General features: G+C 61.1%; 18 protein-coding genes. 9 read left to right on the top strand and 9 right to left on the bottom strand.

Annotation, left to right across the window (positions count from 1 at the left end; all coding sequences use genetic code 11):
- Positions 1 to 5: 5 nt before the first annotated feature.
- Positions 6 to 299: an RNA-binding S4 domain-containing protein gene (locus CFR80_RS01500; RefSeq protein WP_010514318.1), complete on the top strand. Its 294-nt coding sequence runs from the start codon at positions 6 to 8 to the stop codon at positions 297 to 299.
- A gap of 189 nt (positions 300 to 488) precedes the next feature.
- Positions 489 to 821: a ferredoxin FdxA gene (fdxA, locus tag CFR80_RS01495; RefSeq protein WP_010507641.1), complete on the top strand. Its 333-nt coding sequence runs from the start codon at positions 489 to 491 to the stop codon at positions 819 to 821.
- Positions 822 to 944: 123 nt separating this feature from the next.
- On the opposite strand, the gene cyoD is transcribed toward fdxA, so the two are convergent.
- The 5 genes from cyoD to CFR80_RS01470 all read right to left on the bottom strand — a co-directional run bounded on the left by cyoD (position 945) and on the right by CFR80_RS01470 (position 6,234).
- Complete coding sequence (gene cyoD, locus CFR80_RS01490) at positions 945 to 1,274, bottom strand: cytochrome o ubiquinol oxidase subunit IV (RefSeq protein WP_026018424.1); 330 nt, start codon at positions 1,272 to 1,274, stop codon at positions 945 to 947.
- Positions 1,274 to 1,879, bottom strand: coding sequence for a cytochrome o ubiquinol oxidase subunit III (gene cyoC / locus CFR80_RS01485; protein WP_010507645.1), 606 nt, complete (start codon positions 1,877 to 1,879; stop codon positions 1,274 to 1,276). The genes cyoD and cyoC overlap by 1 nt, the downstream gene beginning before the upstream one ends.
- Entirely contained in the window at positions 1,879 to 3,873 is a 1,995-nt protein-coding gene (gene cyoB, locus CFR80_RS01480) for a cytochrome o ubiquinol oxidase subunit I (protein ID WP_010514314.1), read from the bottom strand. The genes cyoC and cyoB overlap by 1 nt, the downstream gene beginning before the upstream one ends.
- Before the next feature lie 5 nt (positions 3,874 to 3,878).
- Positions 3,879 to 4,805, bottom strand: coding sequence for a ubiquinol oxidase subunit II (gene cyoA, locus CFR80_RS01475; protein ID WP_029329447.1), 927 nt, complete (start codon positions 4,803 to 4,805; stop codon positions 3,879 to 3,881).
- Positions 4,806 to 5,457: 652 nt separating this feature from the next.
- Entirely contained in the window at positions 5,458 to 6,234 is a 777-nt protein-coding gene (locus tag CFR80_RS01470; RefSeq protein ID WP_010514311.1) for a Bax inhibitor-1/YccA family protein, read from the bottom strand.
- A 195-nt stretch (positions 6,235 to 6,429) separates the two neighbouring features.
- Here CFR80_RS01470 and thpR point away from each other — a divergent pair, with 195 nt between their 5' ends.
- The 5 genes from thpR (at position 6,430) to CFR80_RS01445 (ending at position 12,608) form a co-directional block, all read left to right on the top strand.
- Entirely contained in the window at positions 6,430 to 6,978 is a 549-nt protein-coding gene (gene thpR, locus CFR80_RS01465; RefSeq protein WP_010514310.1) for an RNA 2',3'-cyclic phosphodiesterase, read from the top strand.
- Positions 6,979 to 7,440: 462 nt separating this feature from the next.
- Positions 7,441 to 9,660, top strand: coding sequence for a PQQ-dependent dehydrogenase, methanol/ethanol family (locus tag CFR80_RS01460; RefSeq protein ID WP_029329446.1), 2,220 nt, complete (start codon positions 7,441 to 7,443; stop codon positions 9,658 to 9,660).
- A gap of 53 nt (positions 9,661 to 9,713) precedes the next feature.
- Positions 9,714 to 11,120, top strand: a complete 1,407-nt coding sequence (locus CFR80_RS01455; RefSeq protein WP_232275690.1) for a c-type cytochrome — start codon at positions 9,714 to 9,716, stop codon at positions 11,118 to 11,120.
- 144 nt (positions 11,121 to 11,264) lie between these two features.
- Positions 11,265 to 11,969 carry an NAD-dependent deacylase gene (locus CFR80_RS01450; protein ID WP_110507040.1) on the top strand — a complete coding sequence of 235 codons (705 nt, stop codon included), beginning with the start codon at positions 11,265 to 11,267 and terminating at the stop codon, positions 11,967 to 11,969.
- Between the two features lie 9 nt (positions 11,970 to 11,978).
- A complete protein-coding gene (locus tag CFR80_RS01445; protein WP_010513734.1) occupies positions 11,979 to 12,608 on the top strand; it encodes a uracil-DNA glycosylase family protein in 630 nt (209 codons plus the stop codon).
- Here the strand turns inward: CFR80_RS01445 and CFR80_RS01440 are convergent.
- Genes CFR80_RS01440 through CFR80_RS01430 form a run of 3 tightly spaced genes read right to left on the bottom strand, consistent with a single transcriptional unit; the run spans position 12,595 to position 17,089 of the window.
- Entirely contained in the window at positions 12,595 to 13,332 is a 738-nt protein-coding gene (locus CFR80_RS01440) for a MarC family protein (RefSeq protein WP_010513736.1), read from the bottom strand. The two genes, CFR80_RS01445 and CFR80_RS01440, sit on opposite strands and share 14 nt — an antisense overlap.
- 36 nt (positions 13,333 to 13,368) lie before the next feature.
- Positions 13,369 to 15,465, bottom strand: coding sequence for a lysylphosphatidylglycerol synthase domain-containing protein (locus tag CFR80_RS01435; protein WP_110507039.1), 2,097 nt, complete (start codon positions 15,463 to 15,465; stop codon positions 13,369 to 13,371).
- A 10-nt stretch (positions 15,466 to 15,475) separates the two neighbouring features.
- On the bottom strand, positions 15,476 to 17,089 hold the full coding sequence (locus CFR80_RS01430; RefSeq protein ID WP_010513740.1) for a lysine--tRNA ligase: 1,614 nt from the start codon (positions 17,087 to 17,089) through the stop codon (positions 15,476 to 15,478).
- A gap of 132 nt (positions 17,090 to 17,221) precedes the next feature.
- Here CFR80_RS01430 and CFR80_RS01425 point away from each other — a divergent pair, with 132 nt between their 5' ends.
- The gene (locus tag CFR80_RS01425; protein ID WP_110507038.1) at positions 17,222 to 20,161 is read left to right on the top strand and encodes an ATP-dependent DNA helicase; all 2,940 of its coding nucleotides are present in this window, start codon (positions 17,222 to 17,224) and stop codon (positions 20,159 to 20,161) included.
- Between the two features lie 42 nt (positions 20,162 to 20,203).
- Here CFR80_RS01425 and CFR80_RS01420 read toward each other — a convergent pair whose 3' ends face one another.
- On the bottom strand, positions 20,204 to 20,407 hold the full coding sequence (locus CFR80_RS01420) for a cold-shock protein (RefSeq protein WP_010507660.1): 204 nt from the start codon (positions 20,405 to 20,407) through the stop codon (positions 20,204 to 20,206).
- A 338-nt stretch (positions 20,408 to 20,745) separates the two neighbouring features.
- Between CFR80_RS01420 and CFR80_RS01415 the strand changes: the two genes are divergently transcribed.
- A complete protein-coding gene (locus tag CFR80_RS01415) occupies positions 20,746 to 21,486 on the top strand; it encodes a class I SAM-dependent methyltransferase (RefSeq protein WP_010513744.1) in 741 nt (246 codons plus the stop codon).
- Positions 21,487 to 21,607 lie beyond the last annotated feature (121 nt).

Raw genomic sequence — 21,607 nt, 5'->3', positions numbered from 1 at the left:
ACACCATGACACACACGCCTGACCCCATCGTGAACCAGCGACTGGACCTGTGGCTGCTTCATGCCCGTTTTGGCCGCAGCCGCAGCATATGCGCAAAGATCGCCACCGGCGGGCAGGTGCGCATAAACCGGCAGCGCGTGACCAAGGCACACGCACAGGTGCATGTGGGCGATATCCTGACCCTGCCGGCCCCGGACCGTAAAACCGTCATGGTCATACGTGTCGTGGGCTGTGCCGAACGGCGGCAATCCGCCCCACTTGCACAACTTCTGTATGAAATTGTTCCGGAAACTGTCTGAATATTGTGTCGAACAGGCCAATACAGGCCATGATTATGCATTACCCGCCGTCTTGGGCTTGCCACGGCCGGAAAACACTCTCATATCTTCCGCCATTCCCGATGAGGTCATGCCCTGCGTGGCGCCTCATCCCTTTCAATGGCCGGGCCTATTGCCGCAGGCCGAACAAATAATGATCGGAGATAGGCGATGACCTATGTGGTCACCGAAAACTGCATTCGCTGCAAATTCACGGATTGTGTCGAAGTCTGCCCGGTTGACTGCTTCTATGCCGGTGAGAACTTTCTGGTAATCAACCCGGACGAATGCATCGACTGTGGCGTGTGCGAACCGGAATGCCCGGCTGAGGCCATCTTCCCCGATAGCGACGACCGCGCCACCCCCTGGGCTGAACTGAACGCCAAATACGCCGCCGTATGGCCCAACATCACGCGCAAGATCGATGCCCCGGCCGATGCCGAGGAATGGAAAGACAAGCCCAACAAGAAAGAGCTGCTTTCCCCCGAACCCCAGAAAGGCTGATCCAGACCTTTCCCATCGGGTTACGCCATAAAAAAAGACCGGCACGAGTGATCGTGCCGGTCTTTTTTTATGCCGTCCGGCCCGGGGGCAGTCGCCTGCCCCCGCACCCTGACATGATGCCGCTTAGCGCGACATCATGTTGATGGCGGTGTCATGCATGATGAACATCGTGCCAGCCACAAGGACCAGAACCGAAAGCACCGTGAAGACAAAAGCCATGACGTTCCAGCGCTGTTCGGACGAACCGTTCATGTGCAGGAAGTAGATCAGGTGAACAACAATCTGCACCACTGCCAGCAGGGCAATCGCCCCGCCGGTGCCAGCCGGTGACATCGCATGCGACATCACCAGACCGAAGGATGCAACCGTCAGGATAACGGCAAGTACGAACCCGGTAAGGTAAGACCCTACACTCCCGTGGCTCTCTCCCGAGGAAGAAATATGGTCTGCCATCAGATCACACTCATCAGATAGACAAAGGTGAAGACACAGATCCAGACGATATCCAGAAAGTGCCAGAACAGGCTGAGGCAGGTCAGCTTACCGATCATGCGTTCGTTCAGCTCGGTCTTGCCAGCCGTCTGGAACAGCAGGACCGCCATCCACAGCAGGCCGCAGGTGACATGCAGACCATGCGTGCCAACCAGCGTGAAGAAGGCGGACAGGAACGCGCTGCGATCCGGGCCATTGCCTTCGGCAATCATGTGAGAGAACTCACGGATTTCCATGAACAGGAAGCCCAGCCCCAGCAGGAAAGTCACCCCGAGCCAGGTCCGCATGGTGCTGACCTTGTTCTCGTGGGCGGCAATCATGCCGAAACCGTAGGTGATGGAGCTGAACAGCAGGATTGCCGTTTCAATGCCAACACCCGAAAGTTCGAACACTTCGTGGCCGGTCGGACCGCCGGCAAACTGGTCACGCAACACCGCGAACACTGCGAACAGCGTACCGAAGATGATGCAGTCCGTCATCAGATACAGCCAGAACCCGAACACCACGGGAGATTCGTGGTGTTCATCATGGGCGTGGGCTGCATCAGCAGTCATGTTTTGCGCCATTATTCCGCTGCCTGTGCTGCCATGAGGTTATGGGTGTGCTCCTGCTCAATGCGGACCACCTCGGACACCGGCACGTAGTAGTCGACGTCGTTGTCGGACGAACGGGCGATCACCGTAGCGATGACACCGATCAGACCAACAGCTGCCAGCCACCAGATGTACCAGACCGCACCGAAGCCCATCACGAAGCTGAAGGCACCAATCAGGAAACCGCATGCCGTGTTCTTCGGCATATGGATCGGCTGATAGTTACCACCGGCCTGACGCGTATCGATACCGGCTTCCTTGTCGTGGGCGAAGGCGTCCAGTTCATGGACTTCCGGCAGGATGGCGAAGTTGTAGAACGGCGGCGGCGAAGACGTGGACCATTCCAGCGTACGTGCGTTCCAGGGATCGCCCGTCAGGTCACGGTTTTCGGCCAGGTTACGATCACGGATCGAGACATACAGCTGGGTCAGCTGGCACACGATACCGCATGCGATCAGAACCGCACCAACTTCAGCAATCAGCAGCCAGGGGTGCCATTCGGGGTTGTCATAGTGGTTCATACGACGGGTCATGCCTTCGAAACCGAGGACATAAAGCGGCATGAACGCAACATAGAAACCAACGAACCAGAACCAGAACGCGCGCTTGCCCCAGGCTTCGTTCAGCTTGAAGCCGAAAGCCTTCGGGAACCAGAAGTTCATGGCAGCGACGTAACCGAAATACACACCACCGATAATCACGTTATGGAAGTGAGCGATAACGAACAGGCTGTTGTGGAGAACGAAGTCAGACGCCGGGATGGCCAGCATGACACCGGTCATACCACCGATGGAGAAGGTGATCATGAAGCCGATCACCCAGTACATGGTCGCGTGGAAGTCGATACGCCCCTTGTACATCGTGAACAGCCAGTTGAAGATTTTCACCCCGGTCGGAACCGCAATGATCATCGTCATGATACCGAAGAACGCGTTGACGTTCGGGCCGGCACCCATGGTGAAGAAGTGGTGAACCCAGACCACCAGCGACAGGACCATGATGGAAGCGGTCGCGTAGACCATGGTCTTGTAGCCGAACAGCGGCTTGCGGGAGAAGGTCTGCGTGATTTCGGAGAATGCACCGAAGGCAGGCAGAACCAGAATGTACACTTCCGGATGGCCCCAGCCCCAGATCACGCTCAGATAGAGCATCTGGTTGCCGCCGCCGTCATTGGTGAAGAAGTGCATGCCCAGATAACGGTCCAGACCCAGCAGGCCCATGGCCACGGTCAGGATCGGGAAGGCCACCATGATCAGCACGGTCGTGCAGAAAATGGTCCAGGTGAACACCGGCATACGCATGTAGGTCATGCCCGGCGCACGCATCTTCACGATGGTCGCGAAGAAGTTCACACCCGTCAGCAGCGTGCCGACACCCGACAGCTGAACCGCCCAGATGTAGTAGTCAACACCGACACCGGGGCTGAACTGCTGTTCGGACAGGGGCGGGTAAGCCAGCCAGCCGCACTGCGAGAACTCACCGATGAACAGCGAGACGTTGACCAGCAGGAAGCTGATGGTCGTCATCCAGAAGCTCAGTGTGTTCACGAACGGGAAGGCCACGTCACGCGCACCGATCTGCAGCGGCACCACGATGTTCATCAGACCCTGCATGAACGCCATGGCCATGAAGAAGATCATGATCGTGCCGTGTGCGGAGAAGATCTGGTCATAATGGTGCGGCGGCAGGTAGCCAGGGTTACCGGCATAGGCCAGCGCAAGCTGGGAACGCATCATGATCGCGTCCGCGAAGCCACGGAACAGCGCCACGAGTGCGACAACGATATACATGACACCAATGCGCTTATGGTCGACCGAGGTCAGCCATTCACGCCACAGGTAGCCCCATTTACCGTAATAGGTGATGAGACCGACAACGGCCAGGCCAGCAATGGCCGCACCGATGAACGTCCCAACAAGGATCGGCACATCATAAGGAATGGCCGACAAAGTTAATTTGCCTAACATCTGTCCTATTCCTTCATGTTCATGTCGGACATCGCGGACTGCTGCACATGCAGCATCTTGCCGGTGCTCTTATCCATGACCATGCCATTGTTGTACTTGGCAACGATGTCATCGAAGAGACCCGCATCGACATGCGAGAAGTATTCAACCGGGTTGGCCTCGCTCGGCGCGGCCAGCTTCGGATAGCTTGCGCTGTCCAGCTGCTCGGAAGAAGCCTTCACCTTCTCGACCCATGCGCTGTACTGGTCCGCCGGCATTGCCAGCGCACGGAAACGCATGTCGGAGAAGCCACGGCCGCTGAAGTTGGAGGATTCACCCTGGAAATCACCAGCTTCGTTCGCGATCAGGTGCAGCTGTGTCTGCATCCCGGCCATGGCGTAGATCATCGTACCGAGCTGCGGGATGAAGAAGGAGTTCATCACGGAGTCAGAGGTGATCCGGAAATCAACCGGCGTATTCACCGGCATGGCCATCTGGTTGACGGTCGCGATCCCTTCATCCGGATAGATAAAGAGCCACTTCCAGTCCAGCGCCACAACATCGACATGAATAGGCTTGACGTTGGCTTCAGCCTCAAGCGGCTTGTACGGGTCAAGCGAATGACATGTCTGATAGGTCAGAACCGCCAGGAACAGAATGATCAGGCTGGGAACGGCCCAGATGATCACTTCGATCTTGTTGGAATGCGACCATTTCGGCAGATATTCCGCCGCAGTGTTGGACTGACGGTACTGCCACGCAAACAGCAGCGTCAGGATGCAGACCGGTATGACTACCAGCAGCATCGCGTAGGTCGAGGTCAGGATCAGGCTTTTTTCCTGAGCGCCGATCACGCCTTTGGGGTCAAGCGTATCCCACGAACAGCCTGCTAGCAGCGCTGCCGAAGATAGGCTCATCAGCTTCGTTAATCTTGGCAAGATTTTTTTCTTCATCTCACGCCTCGTTGGTTTCGACATCACCCTGTTTTGCTCACATCCTCGCTTCATCCACGGGCTTAGACAACAACGGCCACGTTATACGCTTGGCAGGAAAAATGCATCCGGCTTTCCCCCTGGCACCCAGCGACATCGCGCCTAAGTCGACTTCCGAAAGCGGCACACGGCCTTTTTCGGTTTGCATCCGTCATGAGTTAGTTGCCGACCGGCTGACCATGATCTTGATCAATACGGCCCGCCAGACCTTACGTAATTATTACTGTCAGGGCAGATCGGACCATAAATCGCGACGCCGTCCTGTGTGCTGAAGCGCATGTTCTGTGCCGCATACCCTTTCATATAGTTTTTCTATTCAAGGGTTATCCGACCTGAATGGCCTCAGAGGCAAGCCTTCACATAATATTTCAATATATTTCATTGCCAAAAATTTATTTAAAAAAGTCTATGTTTTACAATGGGTTGCGTAAGTGTCGCGAACCTCACACTCCTGTCATCTTATATTTTCTATATATGAATAAGTCTTATCTTTTTTTCCCGGCCGCACGGCCGGGCCGTCTTTCCATGCAAAAAGGGCCGCCACTTCCGTGACGACCCTTCCATATCCTTATACCAGACCAATATGGTTCTGGATCGGCAGGACTCCTGCCCATCAGTTGTCGCTGTTGTTCCGCACACCCATGAACTGTAGCAGGAACTGGAACAGGTTGATGAAGTTCAGATAGAGGTTCAGCGCATCATACACCGAACGCTTGGCCGCCTGTTCCGGCCCCTCGTAATAGGCAAACTGCTGGTAGTTCGCCTTGATCTGCTGCGTATCGAACATGGTCAGACCGACAAACAGCAGCACCCCCACCGCGCTATAAACAAAGTACAGGCCGGGGCTATGCAGGAACATGTTCACCACGCCCGCGATGATCAGACCGAACAGCCCCATCATCAGGAACGAACCAAAGCGGCTGAGATCGGTACGAGTCGTATATCCCCAGATCGACATGGTGCAGAACGTTGCCGCGGTGATGAAGAACACCCGCGTCACCGATACACCGGTAAAGACCATGAAGATATTGGACAGACTGGCCCCCATCACACCGCAGAACAGCCAGAACAGGGTCTGCACCGCCTGCGTGGACAGCCGGTTCACACCAAACGACATGACCAGGACAAAGCCCAGCGGCGCGATCATGGCCAGCATGGACAGGCCGGTCGGCTTCAGTGCCATGCCCATGGGCGTCGGCACATGCTGGTAAAACAGGGCCTGCAGGCTGGTATTGGCGATCAGATAGGCGACCAGACCGGTCAGAACCAGTCCCGACGCCATCCAGTTATAGACTCGCAGCATATAGGCGCGCAGGCCCATATCGACAGAACCTGCGGCACTATCAGCGGTGGGGCGGATGAAACTCCGCGAATCAGGGCCAAAAGCCATTGTGTTTCCTTCCTCCACGTCGTTGACTGACGTGCCTCTCCCTGCATGTGGGAATATGTTAGAACACGTTCAAGAACGGGGGCGTGTCCAATACATTACAATACAGCAACGCAGCCCCCGGGCACATCTCCTTAATATACTGTACGTCCGGTTATGACGGCACATGCCGTTTCCCCCTGCCGCAGGTGTTCCTTCATGCGTCTTTTCGTTGGTCTAGAACTCCCGCCATCCCTGCTTCATGCGATCGCCGGATTACGTGGCAGCCTGCCGGATGTGACCTGGCTGCCGCCCGAGTCCTATCATCTCACGCTGCATTTCATTGGTGAGGTGACCCACGGCCATCTGCTGGAAGAGATTCATCATACCCTGTCCGCCATCCGTTCCACCCCGCCAGTGCTGCAGCCCGGCGGGGCGGGCCTGTTCATGACCTCCCGGCCACATGGATCCGATACGCTGTGGATCGGCTGCGCGCCGGATGCGGCGCTGCTGTCCCTGCGGGATCGCATTCGCAAGGGACTCAACCGGGCAATCCCCCCGGGCGAGAAAAACAGCCGCCATTTCACACCGCACATCACCACGGGCCGTATGGACCATCCCGATCAGGTCCGGCGACAGCGGTGGCTGGCCATGACCCTGCCCCCCGTCGCGGCGCAGGCCATTGGCCATTTCACCCTGTTCCAGTCCATGCGCCATGCGGATGGCCCGGTTTACGAGCCACTGGAACATTATCCGTTACGGTTCTGATTCTCCGCCCCGCCCAACCGGGGATGGACGGGTTCAAACGCCCCCGTCACCAAAAATTTATTCCATTTATGAATAATAAAAATATATTTCTTCTCAATTATTGTGAACCACCTGCACGCGGCCGGCAGACACACCTTGTAATTTCTCCTGAAATAATAAGAGATTTCATAAAATTGTCCGGAATGTGGAGATATCCGTTTCATTGCTTATGCGACAGCATATTCACGTTTTAGTGAGCTCGAACACTAAAATGTCAGAAGACGGGCGTGCTAGCCTCGGTATGTTCGGATGAAACGGACCACCTGCTTTCTCTTCCCTGTCTGAAGCCGGTTTCCTGTCTGGCCGGAAAAAAAGCACCGTCACGCTTTTTTTGCCGGATACATTCAGAAAGCCTGTCCGGACGGAAAGTTGCGGCGGCGGCATCCTGAATTCGAAACCGTTAGTTTTCTGAGGACATCACATATGATTTCTGCCGTTTTCGGAAAAAGACGTTCTCTGAGCAGAACGCTTACAGCCGGAACGATATGTGCGGCTCTCATCTCCGGTTATGCCACCATGGCGTCCGCGGATGAGGGGCAGGGCGCCACAGGGGAAGCGATCATCCATGCCGATGATCATCCCGGTAACTGGATGACCTATGGCCGCACCTATTCTGAACAGCGCTACAGCCCGCTGGATCAGATCAACCGTTCCAATGTCGGCAACCTGAAGCTGGCCTGGTATCTGGATCTTGATACCAACCGCGGCCAGGAAGGCACGCCACTGGTTGTTGATGGTGTCATGTACGCCACCACCAACTGGAGCATGATGAAAGCCGTCGACGCCGCAACCGGCAAGCTGCTGTGGTCCTATGACCCGCGCGTGCCCGGCAACATTGCCGACAAGGGCTGCTGTGACACGGTCAACCGTGGCGCGGCATACTGGAATGGCAAGGTCTATTTCGGCACGTTCGACGGCCGCCTGATCGCGCTTGATGCCAAGACCGGCAAGCTGGTCTGGAGCGTCAATACCATTCCGCCCGAAGCGGAACTGGGCAAGCAGCGTTCCTACACGGTTGACGGTGCACCGCGCATCGCCAAGGGTCGCGTGATCATCGGTAACGGTGGTTCCGAATTCGGCGCACGTGGCTTCGTCTCCGCGTTCGATGCCGAAACCGGCAAGCTGGACTGGCGCTTCTTCACGGTTCCGAACCCCAAGAACGAACCGGACCACGCTGCATCCGACAGCGTGCTGATGAACAAGGCCTACCAGACCTGGAGCCCGACCGGCGCCTGGACCCGTCAGGGCGGCGGCGGCACGGTGTGGGATTCCATCGTGTATGACCCCGTGAGCGACCTGGTCTATCTGGGCGTGGGTAACGGTTCGCCGTGGAACTACAAGTACCGTTCCGAAGGCAAGGGCGACAACCTGTTCCTGGGCAGCATCGTCGCACTGAAGCCGGAAACCGGCGAATACGTCTGGCATTTCCAGGAAACGCCGATGGACCAGTGGGACTTCACCTCGGTCCAGCAGATCATGACGCTTGATCTGCCGATCAACGGTGAAACCCGCCACGTCATCGTTCACGCCCCGAAGAACGGCTTCTTCTACATCATCGATGCGAAGACCGGTGAGTTCATCTCGGGCAAGAACTACGTCTATGTGAACTGGGCCAGCGGCCTTGATCCGAAGACCGGTCGTCCGATCTACAACCCCGATGCGCTCTACACCCTTACGGGCAAGGAATGGTACGGGATTCCGGGTGACCTTGGCGGCCATAACTTCGCAGCCATGGCGTTCAGCCCCAAGACCGGGCTGGTCTATATCCCGGCACAGCAGGTTCCGTTCCTGTACACCAACCAGGTCGGTGGCTTCACGCCGCATCCCGACAGCTGGAACCTTGGTCTGGACATGAACAAGGTCGGTATCCCCGACTCGCCCGAAGCCAAGCAGGCCTTCGTGAAGGACCTGAAGGGCTGGATCGTTGCATGGGATCCGCAGAAGCAGGCTGAAGCATGGCGCGTGGACCACAAGGGTCCGTGGAACGGCGGCATCCTGGCAACTGGCGGCGACCTGCTGTTCCAGGGCCTGGCGAACGGCGAATTCCATGCCTATGACGCGACGAACGGGTCCGACCTGTTCCACTTCGCGGCAGACAGCGGCATCATCGCACCGCCTGTGACCTACCTTGCCAATGGCAAGCAGTATGTTGCGGTTGAAGTGGGCTGGGGCGGCATCTATCCGTTCTTCCTTGGTGGCCTGGCACGTACCAGCGGCTGGACCGTCAACCACTCGCGCATCATTGCCTTCTCGCTCGATGGCAAGTCCGGCCCGCTGCCCAAGCAGAATGACCAGGGCTTCCTGCCCGTCAAGCCGCCGGCACAGTTCGACAGCAAGCGTACCGATAACGGTTACTTCCAGTTCCAGACCTATTGCGCCGCCTGCCATGGCGATAACGCGGAAGGTGCTGGCGTGCTGCCTGACCTGCGCTGGTCCGGGTCCATCCGTCATGAGGACGCGTTCTACAATGTTGTCGGCCGCGGCGCGCTTACCGCCTACGGTATGGATCGCTTCGACGGTAACATGAACCCGACCGAGATTGAGGACATCCGCCAGTTCCTGATCAAGCGTGCGAACGAGACCTATCAGAGGGAAGTTGATGCCCGGAAGAACGCTGACGGTATCCCCGAGCAGCTGCCGTAATCTCCCGGTTTTGACAATTTTTCGCATCAACGCGACGCATGATGGTGAACATAATGATCAACAGACTTAAGGTGACATTCAGCGCGGCAGCGTTTAGTCTGCTGGCAGGAACGGCACTGGCACAGACGCCAGATGCTGACTCCGCGCTGGTCCAGAAGGGGGCATATGTCGCGCGACTGGGTGACTGCGTAGCATGTCATACCGCTCTCCATGGGCAGCCGTACGCAGGCGGGCTTGAAATCAAGAGCCCGATCGGTACGATCTACTCCACGAACATCACGCCGGATCCGACCTACGGTATCGGCCGCTACACCTTCGAAGAATTCGACGAAGCTGTGCGCCACGGTATCCGCAAGGACGGCTCCACGCTGTATCCGGCCATGCCGTATCCCTCCTTCTCGCGCATGACGAAGGAAGACATGCAGGCGCTGTATGCGTACTTCATGCATGGGGTGAAGCCGGTCGCGCAGCCGGACAAGCAGCCGGACATTTCCTGGCCCATGTCCATGCGCTGGCCGCTGGGCATCTGGCGCATGATGTTCTCGCCTTCGCCGAAGGACTTCACGCCGGCGCCGGGCACGGATCCTGAAATCGCACGTGGCGATTATCTGGTCACCGGCCCCGGCCACTGCGGTGCGTGTCATACCCCGCGTGGTTTCGCCATGCAGGAAAAGGCGCTCGATGCGTCTGGTGGACCTGACTTCCTTTCCGGTGGTGCACCGATCGACAACTGGGTCGCGCCGAGCCTGCGCAACGATCCTGTCGTTGGTCTGGGCCGCTGGTCCGAGGATGACATCTACACCTTCCTGAAGTCCGGCCGTATCGATCATTCCGCCGTGTTCGGTGGCATGGGCGATGTGGTGGCATGGAGCACCCAGTACTTCACCGATGACGACCTGCACGCCATCGCAAAGTACCTGAAGAGCCTGCCGCCGGTGCCGCCGTCACAGGGCAACTACACCTACGATCCGTCCACCGCGAACATGCTGGCTTCGGGTAATACCTCCAGCGTTCCGGGTGCTGATACGTATGTGAAGGAATGCGCCATCTGTCACCGTAACGACGGTGGTGGCGTGGCCCGTATGTTCCCGCCGCTGGCGGGTAACCCGGTTGTCGTGACCGAGAACCCGACCTCGCTGGTGAACGTGATCGCACATGGTGGCGTACTGCCGCCGAGCAACTGGGCACCGTCCGCAGTGGCAATGCCGGGTTACAGCAAGTCGCTGTCCGCCCAGCAGATTGCTGATGTGGTCAACTTCATCCGCACCAGCTGGGGCAACAAGGCACCCGGCACCGTTACGGCCGCGGATGTTACCAAGCTGCGCGATACGGGCGCCCCGGTTTCCAGCTCCGGCTGGAACAGCGTCAGCAGTGGCTGGTCGGTCTTCCTGCCGCAGCCTTATGGCTCGGGCTGGACGTTTGCTCCGCAGACGCACACTGGTCAGGACGCCGCACAGTAAGGTGGGTGGGTGGTCCCCCTGCGGGGACCACCGCCTTCTCCTGATACATGTTACCGAAAACCGCCATGGACCCGGTCCGTGGCGGTTTTCTTATGTACGGCAGTCCTCCACACTGGGGCCGAAACCAACAGGGGAGTCACCGGCATGCAACGCATCGTGGTCCTGACCGGGGCCGGCATAAGCCAGGAATCGGGATTGCAGACCTTTCGCGGGGCGGATGGCCTGTGGAACCATGAACGGATCGAGGATATCTGCACGCCACAAGGCTTCCGGCGTGACCCCATGCGCGTGGACCGCTTTTACAACGGCCTGCGCGCGCAGTTGCCCGGCGTTCACCCCAATGCCGCCCATGTGGCCCTGGCGGATCTGGAACGGGCGGGGCGGGAGGGCCGCTGGAACGGGCAGATGACCGTCATCACCCAGAATATCGACGATCTGCACGAACGCGCTGGCAGCCGGAACGTTATCCACATGCATGGTGAACTGCTGCGCCTGCGCTGCACAAGCTGCCACGCCACCCCGCAATGGCGGACGGACTGTTACCCTGATACCCCCTGCCCTGCCTGCGGTCAGCCGACGTTACGACCCGATATCGTCTGGTTTGGGGAAATGCCCTATCACATGGACAGCATCGCCCGACATCTGGCGGAATGTGATCTGTTCGTTGCCATCGGCACATCCGGCGTGGTCTATCCCGCCGCCGGTTTTGGGGACAGCGTGGCCGGGCACGCGGATACGATGCTGTTCAACCTTGAAGTTCCACCCGGCCCCTCCGCCTTTGATCAGGTCATTGTCGGTCCCGCCACACGGACCGTCCCGGCATGGACACGCGACCTGCTGGAAGCATAAGGCTGGACCATGTCCGAAACACTGGAAGAACTGCTGAACGCCATCCGCGCGTGCCAGACCTGTGCCGCCCACCTGCCGCTTGGCCCACGGCCGGTGCTGCACGTCTCGCGCACAGCGCGGCTACTGATCGCAAGCCAGGCCCCCGGCACCCGCGTGCATGAAACCGGACAGTCCTTCAATGATGCTTCTGGTGACAGGCTGCGTGGCTGGATGGGAATCGACCGGGCAACATTCTATGATGCCAGCCGCATTGCGCTGGTTCCCATGGGGCTATGTTACCCCGGCAGGCTGCCACAGGGTGGCGACTGCCCGCCCCGCCCCGAATGCGCACCCCAATGGCGCGCGCGCATCATGGCGCAGATGCCCGATATCAGGCTGACACTGGTGGTGGGGTCCTATGCCCAGCAGCATATCCTGGGCAAGGGACGCGTCAGCGAGCGCTGCCTTGATTTCCGGCGTTACCTGCCACGGTATTTCCCCCTGCCCCATCCGTCATGGCGCACGGGGGCGTGGGAACGGCGCACGCCCCGGTTCGGTTCGGACGTGCTGCCCGCGCTACGGGCCTGCGTGCAGGCCGTTCTGGCAGGTGAGGACCTGCCGGACATCCCGCCTTTATCCCCCGCCTTCAGTTCGCCATAAGCAGGACGGCCCGCGCACTGGACAGGATCACGCCCTGTATGCCGGTAATCAGGATCTGCACTCCGATCGACAGCAGGATCAGCGCAGCAAGGCGCGAGACAATACGCGTGCCGGTCGTGCCCAGCAGGCACAGCAACTGATCGGCATAGGTATAGGCTGCCCATACGATCGCGGCCACCAGCATGCCCGCCAGTGACAGCACACCATAAAAGACAAGGTGATGCCCACCCGCAGGCCCTTCCGACCCCAGTGCGATCGCGACGGCAATCGTGCCGGGACCGACGGTAAAGGGCATGGTCAGGGGGAAAAACGCCTGCCCCATCATGTTGCTGCTGGCCTGTGCGTTACTACCCTGGCTTGCCTGCGCCTGCTTGCGGGCCTCTTCCGTTTCGGGGGCCTGCAGCAGGGCCCAGGCCCGCACTGCAACCACCAGTCCCCCCGCAATGCGCAGGGCATCGATGGTAATGCCAAAGAATGACAGAACCAGCCCCCCGATCCAGATCGAGGCCAGCATAAGCATGGCGGAATAGAATGCGACCTTGCGTGCCAGCACCATGCAGGTCCGCCGGTCATGTCCCGCCGTGACCTGTGCAAAGATCAGCGCCGCACCCAGCGGATTGACAATGGAAAACAGCGCCGGGAATGCCATGAGAAAGGCGCCGGAGAGACTGGGCAGCCCCACTACGGTGGAAAAATGGGTCAGCAGCCCTGCATGACTGGTCATGGATGCCCTTTCATGCTGCCGGGAAAGCACATGTCCTTATTCTTGCGCCTGTGCCGGGACATGGAACGAGGAGCGCATCAGGATGCGGACCATGCTCAGGTCATCCGCCGCCGCGCACAGGTATCCCGGATGGGTGGGATGTCCTTCTTCCGTCAGGGGCCACGGCGTCAGGCCCAGTTCGTTATACACAGGCAGCAGGCTGACCCCGACATGCCAGAAAACCGGCTGGCAGCCCTCCTGTACCGCAAGGTCGCGCAGCCACCATATGGCAGATGTGCAGTCATCCGCCTTGCCCGCCGGATCGCCCAGCCCGACCAGATACGGACCCAGCCGCACAAACGGCAGCAGCGCCTGCCTGCGCGCGCCGGGTATCAGCCCCTCCGGCACCGGCGTCGTCTGCCCCAGATCGTCCAGCGAGTGGTCAAAGCTGTGATACAGGGCCTGCGTCTGCGCATTCCACGGCATCACCTGAATGCGGCCCGGCCGCACCAGCCGCACGATCATGACCAGCGCCAGCATGACCGCAAGCCCCAGCGTCCACTGGGCAATGCCCGGACGCGTGGCGAACAGCATGATTTCCCACCAGCTTCCACCCGCGGAATCATGCGGACCCGCCATGACCAGAATCACGATGGAACTGATCAGCAGCACCAGCGACACGATGGTATGGGAGGACAGCGGTTCGCTCATGATCCGCGCATGGCGGTAATATGACCCGCGGAAGGGGGCGATCAGCATGCACACCAGCATGAACAGTCCCGGCACACCCACCGGCGAGCCCCGCAGCAGCGTCAGCATGCACGCCGCGGCCAGAAGCACCATCGTGGCCTTCCACGCCAGCGTCACGCGCTGCGACAGGCCAATGCCAAGCCCGATCAGCACCACCCCGATCAGCGACAGCAGGTAATCCCCCAACGTCGCAAACAGGGGCTGCATGCGCCCTGCATTCAGCCAGTTTTCCGGGTCCAGCAACGTCAGCGCCAGCAGCAGGCCACCACATAGCGAGACCGCCCCCGTTGCCACCGCCACGGAAAAATCGGCCTCGCTTTCCCGTATGACCTGGCTGGGGCGGCCCATGCGCGGCCCCCGCACCGGACTTCGCGCGTCCACCTTGCGCGACAGGGCGGCGTCCCCCCGCAGGAACAGTTCATGGGCGGCGAACATGATCCCGGCCACGAACAGGGGCACGATATAATAGAACAGCCGGAAGATCAGGATGGCGGTCACGATGCGGGTCGCGGGCACGTAAGGACCCAGCGCGAACATCATCGCACCATCAAAGACGCCAAGGCCACCAGGCACGCTGGCCACAAGCCCTGCGGTATAGGAGGCGATATAGATGGCAAGGAACGTACCGTAATCCAGACCGGGTGCCACAGGCAGGAAGGTGTAGGCAATGGCCGCTGTCGCCGCGACTTCCAGTGTCGCAACAACCGTCTGCATGATCGCCATGCCCGAGGACGGGAATGTGATCTGCCAGCGCCATATCCGCACCTCGTCCACATAACGGCCCATGATAATATAGGCCAGAACCCCGCCCCACAGCATGATCCCCACCAGCCGCATGAGGATGGCGGGCAACGTATGGCCGATGAATGGCACCGTACCGGGTTCCAGCACCAGCACGCTACCGATCAGCACCGCCGCCCCCAAAAGGTAGGTGGCGGAACAGAAGGCGATGATCTGCGCGACCTGAAGCGGCTTCAGCCCCCAGTTGCCATACAGCCTGAAGCGGACCGCGGCACCGGAAATGGCGGAAAACCCGAGATTATGCGACAGCACATACGAACAGAACGCGGCAAACGCAGTACGCCTGAAGCCAAGCGGGCAGCCCACCTGCCGCACCGCAAGCCAGTCATAGAAGGACAGGACCAGATAGGACAGCAGCGTAAACCCGGCCCCGGCCCATAATGTCCCCACCGGAATGGCCGCCAGCGCGTGGCTTATGTCACGCCAGTGCAGGTGGCGTACCTCGCGCTGCACCACCACTACGGCCCCGACCAGCAGCAGCAGCCCCAGCACATGCGGCAGGTGCCGCAGCAGGGGATGCCGGGCGGGAGATGGCCTGGTCCTGGCCGCATCCCTGTCCTCATCCCGCGGGGAGGGGGGAGTGTGCAACGGACGGTCGGCCATGGGCTGGCCCTTAGGCCACGGCCCCTTCGTTACGGGTCAGCGCGGCCTCGATCAGGGCCACGGTTTCCGAAATCCCGTACAGCGCCACGAAAATCCCGAAACGCGGACCTTCCTTCTGCCCCAGCAGCACTTCATACAGGCAGCCGAACCAGGCCCGCAGCGGTTCGAAGCCATGGGTCTTGCCGATCTCGAACACAAGGTTCTGGCAGGTATCGGGGGAGACATCCTCCCCTTCCAGTCCACGCAGGGCTTCGGCCAGATCGGCCAGCGCCTTGCGTTCATGTGCATCCGGCGCACGGTAATGCTTCGTCGGGCGAACGAAATCGGCATAATAGACGATGGCGTGGTCCACCAGACGTGCCAGCATGGGGCAGCTTTCTGGCGTGGCCTGCGCGTCATAACGCTGGATGAACTTCCACAGCACGTCCGGCGTCTCGGCATTGGCGACGGAGGCGAGATTGAGCAGCATGCCAAACGTGATCGGGCTGCCCGCATCCGCCGGGATCGTGCCCTTGTGGATGAACCATGCCGGATTGGTCAGCAGGACGGGATCTTCCGCCGCCAGCGTCTTTGCCCTGGCCACATGGGCCAGATATTCATCCGTCGCCTTGGGGATCACGTCAAAGAACAGGCGCTTGGCACGCTGCGGCGCATTGAACATGTACTGTCCCAGGCTTTCGGGCGGGGCATAGCGCAGCCATTCCTCGACCGAGATGCCATTGCCCTTCGACTTGGAAATCTTCTGCCCGTTCTGATCCAGGAACAGTTCATAGGTCAGGCCCGCAGGCGGCTGACCACCAAGGATCCGGCAGATCCTGCCCGACAGACGTACGCTGTCGATCAGGTCCTTGCCCGACATTTCATAATCAACGCCCAGCGCATACCAGCGCATGGCCCAGTCGGCCTTCCACTGCATCTTGGCATGGCCACCGGTGACCGGGGTCTCGAACGTCTCGCCGTCCTCATCGGTCCAGCGCACCGTGCCCGCCACGGGGTCGATGGCGTCCATCTTCACCTGCATGACCTGGCCGGTACGCGGGTGAATGGGCAGGACGGGGGAATAGGTGGCGCGACGTTCCTCGCCCAGCGTGGGGGCGATCACGGCCACGATCTTGTCATGCACTTCCAGCACGCGCTTCAGGGCCGCATCAAAGCGGCCGCCTTCATAATACTGCGTGGAGGATGCGAATTCATAATCAAACCCGAACCCGTCAAGGAAGGCACGCAGGCGGGCATTATTATGGGCGGCAAAGGATTCGTGCGTGCCGAACGGATCGGGTACGCGCGACAGCGGCCTGCCGATAAACTGGCGCAGCATGTCCTGGTTGGGCACGTTGTCCGGCACCTTGCGCAGGGCGTCCATGTCATCGGAAAACGCCAGCAGGCGCGTGGGCAGACCGGTCAGCTTCGTAAACGCCTGCCGCACCCATGAGGTGCGCGCGACCTCGCCAAACGTGCCGATATGGGGCAGGCCCGACGGGCCATAGCCGGTTTCCAGCAGAACAGGACGGTCAGCCGTCACCTCACGCGCGGTGTTGCCGACATGCGCGGACAGTTTGGCGGCCTCCTCGAACGGCCAGGACTTCGGGAGGGGCGAGATAAGGGGACGATGCTGTTCTGACATGGACCGGCAAGCTATGGACAGGAGGGGCGCGGGTCAATCCATCCTATTCCACACCCGGGGGTACAGCAATAATAATGACATGACACACGGCGGGCGACAGATGCCCGCAGGTGCCCTATATCATTTACGGACATGCCAGACACCCCGCCCCTGCCGGACAGTGCGCCGGCGATCATTCCCCGCAACGGCGCATGGTCGGTCCTGACCCCGGATGGGGAAATCCTGTCCATGTCGGCCGACGACATACGGCGTGAACTGCCACAGTGGCCGGCGCCCATGGTCATCCATGCGCCCGCCACCGCACGCAGGCTGGACCTGCCGCCGCCACCGCGCCCCAGCCCATGGCTGGACCTGCTGGAACTGTTCGCCTTCGCCCTGCCCGCCCACGGCGTGCCACCGACCGCGCGCGGGCTGGGAACGGCGCTGGGCATTGCCGAGAACAGGCTGGATGCACCCGAGGCTGACCTGCTGCCCGACCTGGCATTTGAACTGCTGCGCCGGATCGCGGCCATCCGCAACACACCCGAAGGCGGCATAAGGACAGCGCTGGCATGGAGCATGCGCAAGGCCGGATGGGCATGGGGGCCGTCGGTCTGCGCCGCACTGGGACTCTCCCCCGCAGGCGGCCTGCCTGCAGGCATGATCCAGCCCAACGAGGCGCTGAAGATCTGGACGCGCCTGCCAAAATGGGAAGAAACCGCACCCCGCCCGGCCCCTGCGGCCCACCCCGTCACGGGGGAGGAAGCACGCGCCCACCTGCGCACCATACTGGGTGAAGGGGCGGAACACCGCCCGGCGCAGGATGCCTTCAGCCACGTTGCCGCCCGTGCCTTCGCCCCCCGCACGACACAGGGCGACCCGCATATGGTGCTGGCGGAAGCGGGCACCGGCACCGGCAAGACCCTTGGCTACGTCGCCCCTGCCAGCATCTGGGCAACCCGTAACGGCGGGACGGTCTGGATCAGTACCTATACCCGCCACCTGCAACGCCAGATCGAATCGGAACTGGCCCGCGTCTATCCCGATCCCGACATCCGGCGCAGCCATGTGGTGGTGCGCAAGGGGCGCGAGAACTATCTGTGCCTGCTGAACATGGAAGAAAGCGTGAATATCGCGCTGTCACGTGGGCAGGCAGGCAACCACACCATCATCGGGCTGGCGCTTGTGGCGCTGTGGGCGGCGCATACGCGTGATGGCGACCTGTTTGGCGGCGACCTGCCGGGATGGTTTGCCGACCTGTTCGGGCGCGGCCTGCTGACCAGCATTGCCGACCGGCGCGGCGAATGCATCCATGGCGCGTGCCCGCATTACCAGCAGTGCATGGTCGAACATTCCATCCGCCGTGCCCGCACGGCCGACCTCGTGATCGCAAACCATGCGCTGGTCATGTCACAGGCCGCATGGCACGCCATGGATGGTACGGACACCAATAACGAGGACAACACCCCCACCCGCTACATCATGGACGAGGGGCATCATATTGCGGATGCCGCCGACAGCGCCTTCGCCCTGGAACTGTCCGGGCTGGAAGCCGCCGAACTGCGGCGGTGGCTGCTGGGGGCGGAAGGCGCACGGTCGCGCGCGCGGGGACTGCGGCGCAGGCTGGAAGACCTGATGGTGCATATCCCCCGGATCGAGACGCCGCTGGACACGGCTCTCATGGCCGCCCGCGCCCTGCCCGCGCCCGGCTGGTCCGCCCGCCTTGCCGCCCTCGACCCCGGCGGCAGGACAGCAGCCCCGGCCGATACGCCAGTGGAAACCGGGGAACCGGCCCTGTCCAACCCATCGGAGGTGCTGCTGCATGAACTGCGCCAGCAGGTGCTGGCCCGCACGCACGGCAGTCCCGAAGGAGGTGGCCGGCGCAGCGACAGCGAATGCGACCTGCACCCCATGCCCGACTCCCTGCATGCGGCGGCGCAGAGACTGGAACGCGCGCTGCGTCGGCTGGCCGAACCGCTGCGCATCCTGATCGCGCGGCTGGATGAAGCACTGGAAACCGAAGCCGACTGGCTGGATACCCCCATGCGCGAGCGGATTGCCGCCGCCATCCGCTCGATCCGTCCCCGCGCGCTATCGCGCGTGGATGGCTGGTGCGCCATGCTGGGCACCATGCAGGCAGGTGAGCCACCGCCCGATGGCGGGACACCGCAGTATATCGACTATATCCGCATGGACCGGCGCGAGGGCCAGAACCCCGGCGAGCGGGATGTGGGCCTGTACCGCCACTGGCTGGACCCGACCATTCCGTTTGCCAGCGTGCTGGCGGCCCCGGCGCATGGCGTTCTGGTCACATCCGCGACGCTGCGTGATGAAACGGGCGAGGACACGGCGAATGACAGTGCCGAACGCGCATGGGACGCGGCGGAAGCCCGGTCCGGTGCAATTCACCTGCCATCCCCCGCCATCCGGTCGTCATTTCCCAGCCCGTTCGATTACGCCCGACAGAGCCGCGCCTTCATCATCACCGACGTGGCGCATGATGATCCCGCCGCCCTTGCGGGGGCTTACCGCACGCTGTTCATGGCATCGAACGGTGGCGCGCTGGGGCTGTTTACCGCCATATCGCGGCTGAGGGAGGTGTACAGGCGCATCCTGACCCCGCTGGAGGCAGCAGGGCTGCCGCTGTTCGCGCAGCATGTGGACCCGATGGACAATGCCACGCTGGTGGACATTCTGCGCAGTGAGCGCAATGCCTGCCTGCTGGGCACGGATGCGATGCGTGATGGGGTGGATGTGCCGGGCAATGCGCTGCGGCTGGTAGCGTTCGAGCGCGTGCCGTGGCCGCGTCCCGATATCCTGCACCGTGAACGGCGCATTCACCTGTCCGGTGGCGCGCCGGGCCGTTATGATGACCGGATCGCCCGCCTGCGCCTGCGCCAGGCATTCGGGCGCCTGATCCGCAGCCGGCAGGACAGGGGTGTATTCGTCCTGCTGGACCGGCGCACCCCGTCACGCCTCCTGTCCGCCTTCCCCGAAGGGGTGGCGGTGCGCCGCCTTGGACTGAGCGCGGCAGCACGGGAGATCACGGCCTTCCTGCAGGCGCAGGACACCTCCGTGGATCAGCTTTCCTGATCAGTGCTCCCCAATGCTTCCCGCCCCGCCAGGGGCTGTGCGTCAGAGCGCCTTGAGGTTAGTCGCGGCGGCCTTGCCACGTTCCATGGCGATGTCATAGCTGACCGCCTGATCCTCGTTCAGGCCACGCAGGCCGGCGGCCTGCACCGCGGTGATGTGCACAAACACGTCCTTGCCGCCATCATCAGGCATGATGAAGCCAAAACCCTTGGTTGCGTTGAACCATTTTACTTTTCCGGTAGCCATAGCCAGTCTCTTCTCCAGCGCCATCCTTGCCGGTCCTAATACCGGCAATCCGGGCGCGTGCCTTTACGGCCATGAAAAAAACGGGGCATCCGGAAAACACCCTGCAGCTTTCACGTCGTTCGTGCACCATAGGGGCAGCATGAAATGGGCCGCCCTGTCAAATCATGAGATACGCCGCCCCCCTGGATCGAGATATAATATATCAAAAAACAGTGATCTTCCTCCCGATGGCGGACCCGTTGATTTCCGGCATCCGGCCGCGCCGCATGCCACGACCCGCAGGCAGGCGACAGGACAGCCCGGACATGCCTCACCCCTCCCCGCAGGACAGAGCGCCCATGAGCCAGAACATATATGACCAGCCGGATTTCTTTCATGGCTACAGCCAGTTGCCCCGTTCGCGCGACGGGCTGGACGCGGCGGCGGAATGGCCTGCCATGCAGGCCCTGCTTCCACCGCTTGAGGGCACGCGCATCGTTGATCTGGGCTGCGGGTTTGGCTGGTTCTGCCGCTGGGCCAGCGCGCGCCATGCCCGGTCCATACTGGGGATAGACCTGTCGGAAAACATGCTGGCCCGTGCCCGCGGCTTCGGTCATGACGCGGCCATTACCTATGTCCGGCAGGATCTGGAAACGCTGGAACTGCCCCCGGCTGTGTTTGACCTGGCCTACAGTTCGCTGGCGCTGCACTATGTCAGCGAACTGGCCGCGCTGTTGCAGACCATTCATGACAGCCTGCTACCGGACGGCCATTTCGTGTTTTCCACCGAACACCCGATCTACACCGCCCCGTCCCATCCCGACTGGACGCAGGACGCGACGGGGGCGCGGATCTGGCCCCTAAATGACTACCAGAAGGAAGGCCCGCGCAGCACGGACTGGCTGGCGCCCGGCGTCATCAAGCAGCACCGCACGCTGGGTACCCTGATCAACGCGCTGATCGACACGGGCTTTACCGTGACGCATGTGGAAGAATGGAGTCCGACCGACCAAGACCTTGCCGCCCACCCCGACTGGGCACCCGAACGGGACCGGCCGACCTTCCTGCTGATCGCCGCCCGCAAACAGGCGGCCCCGTGAAATCCGGCCCATAAAAAAAAGCGGGCGTGACCGAAGTCACACCCGCTTTCTTCAACGGTCCGGATGGAAAAGGGACAGCGGGCGAACCCGCCATCCCCGTCCCTCCAGGGTAGCCGGAGGC

Origin of the sequence: Komagataeibacter oboediens (assembly GCF_003207815.1) — a bacterium.
Classification (GTDB): Bacteria; Pseudomonadota; Alphaproteobacteria; order Acetobacterales; family Acetobacteraceae; genus Komagataeibacter; species Komagataeibacter oboediens.
This window is presented reverse-complemented; position numbering and strand designations above follow the sequence as displayed.

Bases quoted from the DNA above. Each gene is read 5' to 3' on its own strand.
- CFR80_RS01430 (WP_010513740.1), bottom strand. From the start codon at position 17,089: ATGTCAGAACAGCATCGTCCCCTTATCTCGCCCCTCCCGAAGTCCTGG.
- CFR80_RS01445 (WP_010513734.1), top strand. From the start codon at position 11,979: ATGTCCGAAACACTGGAAGAACTGCTGAACGCCATCCGCGCGTGCCAG.
- fdxA (WP_010507641.1), top strand. From the start codon at position 489: ATGACCTATGTGGTCACCGAAAACTGCATTCGCTGCAAATTCACGGAT.
- CFR80_RS01470 (WP_010514311.1), bottom strand. From the start codon at position 6,234: ATGGCTTTTGGCCCTGATTCGCGGAGTTTCATCCGCCCCACCGCTGAT.
- cyoA (WP_029329447.1), bottom strand. From the start codon at position 4,805: ATGAAGAAAAAAATCTTGCCAAGATTAACGAAGCTGATGAGCCTATCT.
- cyoD (WP_026018424.1), bottom strand. From the start codon at position 1,274: ATGGCAGACCATATTTCTTCCTCGGGAGAGAGCCACGGGAGTGTAGGG.
- CFR80_RS01415 (WP_010513744.1), top strand. From the start codon at position 20,746: ATGAGCCAGAACATATATGACCAGCCGGATTTCTTTCATGGCTACAGC.
- thpR (WP_010514310.1), top strand. From the start codon at position 6,430: ATGCGTCTTTTCGTTGGTCTAGAACTCCCGCCATCCCTGCTTCATGCG.
- CFR80_RS01420 (WP_010507660.1), bottom strand. From the start codon at position 20,407: ATGGCTACCGGAAAAGTAAAATGGTTCAACGCAACCAAGGGTTTTGGC.
- CFR80_RS01460 (WP_029329446.1), top strand. From the start codon at position 7,441: ATGATTTCTGCCGTTTTCGGAAAAAGACGTTCTCTGAGCAGAACGCTT.
- CFR80_RS01450 (WP_110507040.1), top strand. From the start codon at position 11,265: ATGCAACGCATCGTGGTCCTGACCGGGGCCGGCATAAGCCAGGAATCG.
- cyoC (WP_010507645.1), bottom strand. From the start codon at position 1,879: ATGGCGCAAAACATGACTGCTGATGCAGCCCACGCCCATGATGAACAC.
- CFR80_RS01435 (WP_110507039.1), bottom strand. From the start codon at position 15,465: ATGGCCGACCGTCCGTTGCACACTCCCCCCTCCCCGCGGGATGAGGAC.
- CFR80_RS01425 (WP_110507038.1), top strand. From the start codon at position 17,222: ATGCCAGACACCCCGCCCCTGCCGGACAGTGCGCCGGCGATCATTCCC.
- cyoB (WP_010514314.1), bottom strand. From the start codon at position 3,873: ATGTTAGGCAAATTAACTTTGTCGGCCATTCCTTATGATGTGCCGATC.
- CFR80_RS01500 (WP_010514318.1), top strand. From the start codon at position 6: ATGACACACACGCCTGACCCCATCGTGAACCAGCGACTGGACCTGTGG.
- CFR80_RS01455 (WP_232275690.1), top strand. From the start codon at position 9,714: ATGATCAACAGACTTAAGGTGACATTCAGCGCGGCAGCGTTTAGTCTG.
- CFR80_RS01440 (WP_010513736.1), bottom strand. From the start codon at position 13,332: ATGACCAGTCATGCAGGGCTGCTGACCCATTTTTCCACCGTAGTGGGG.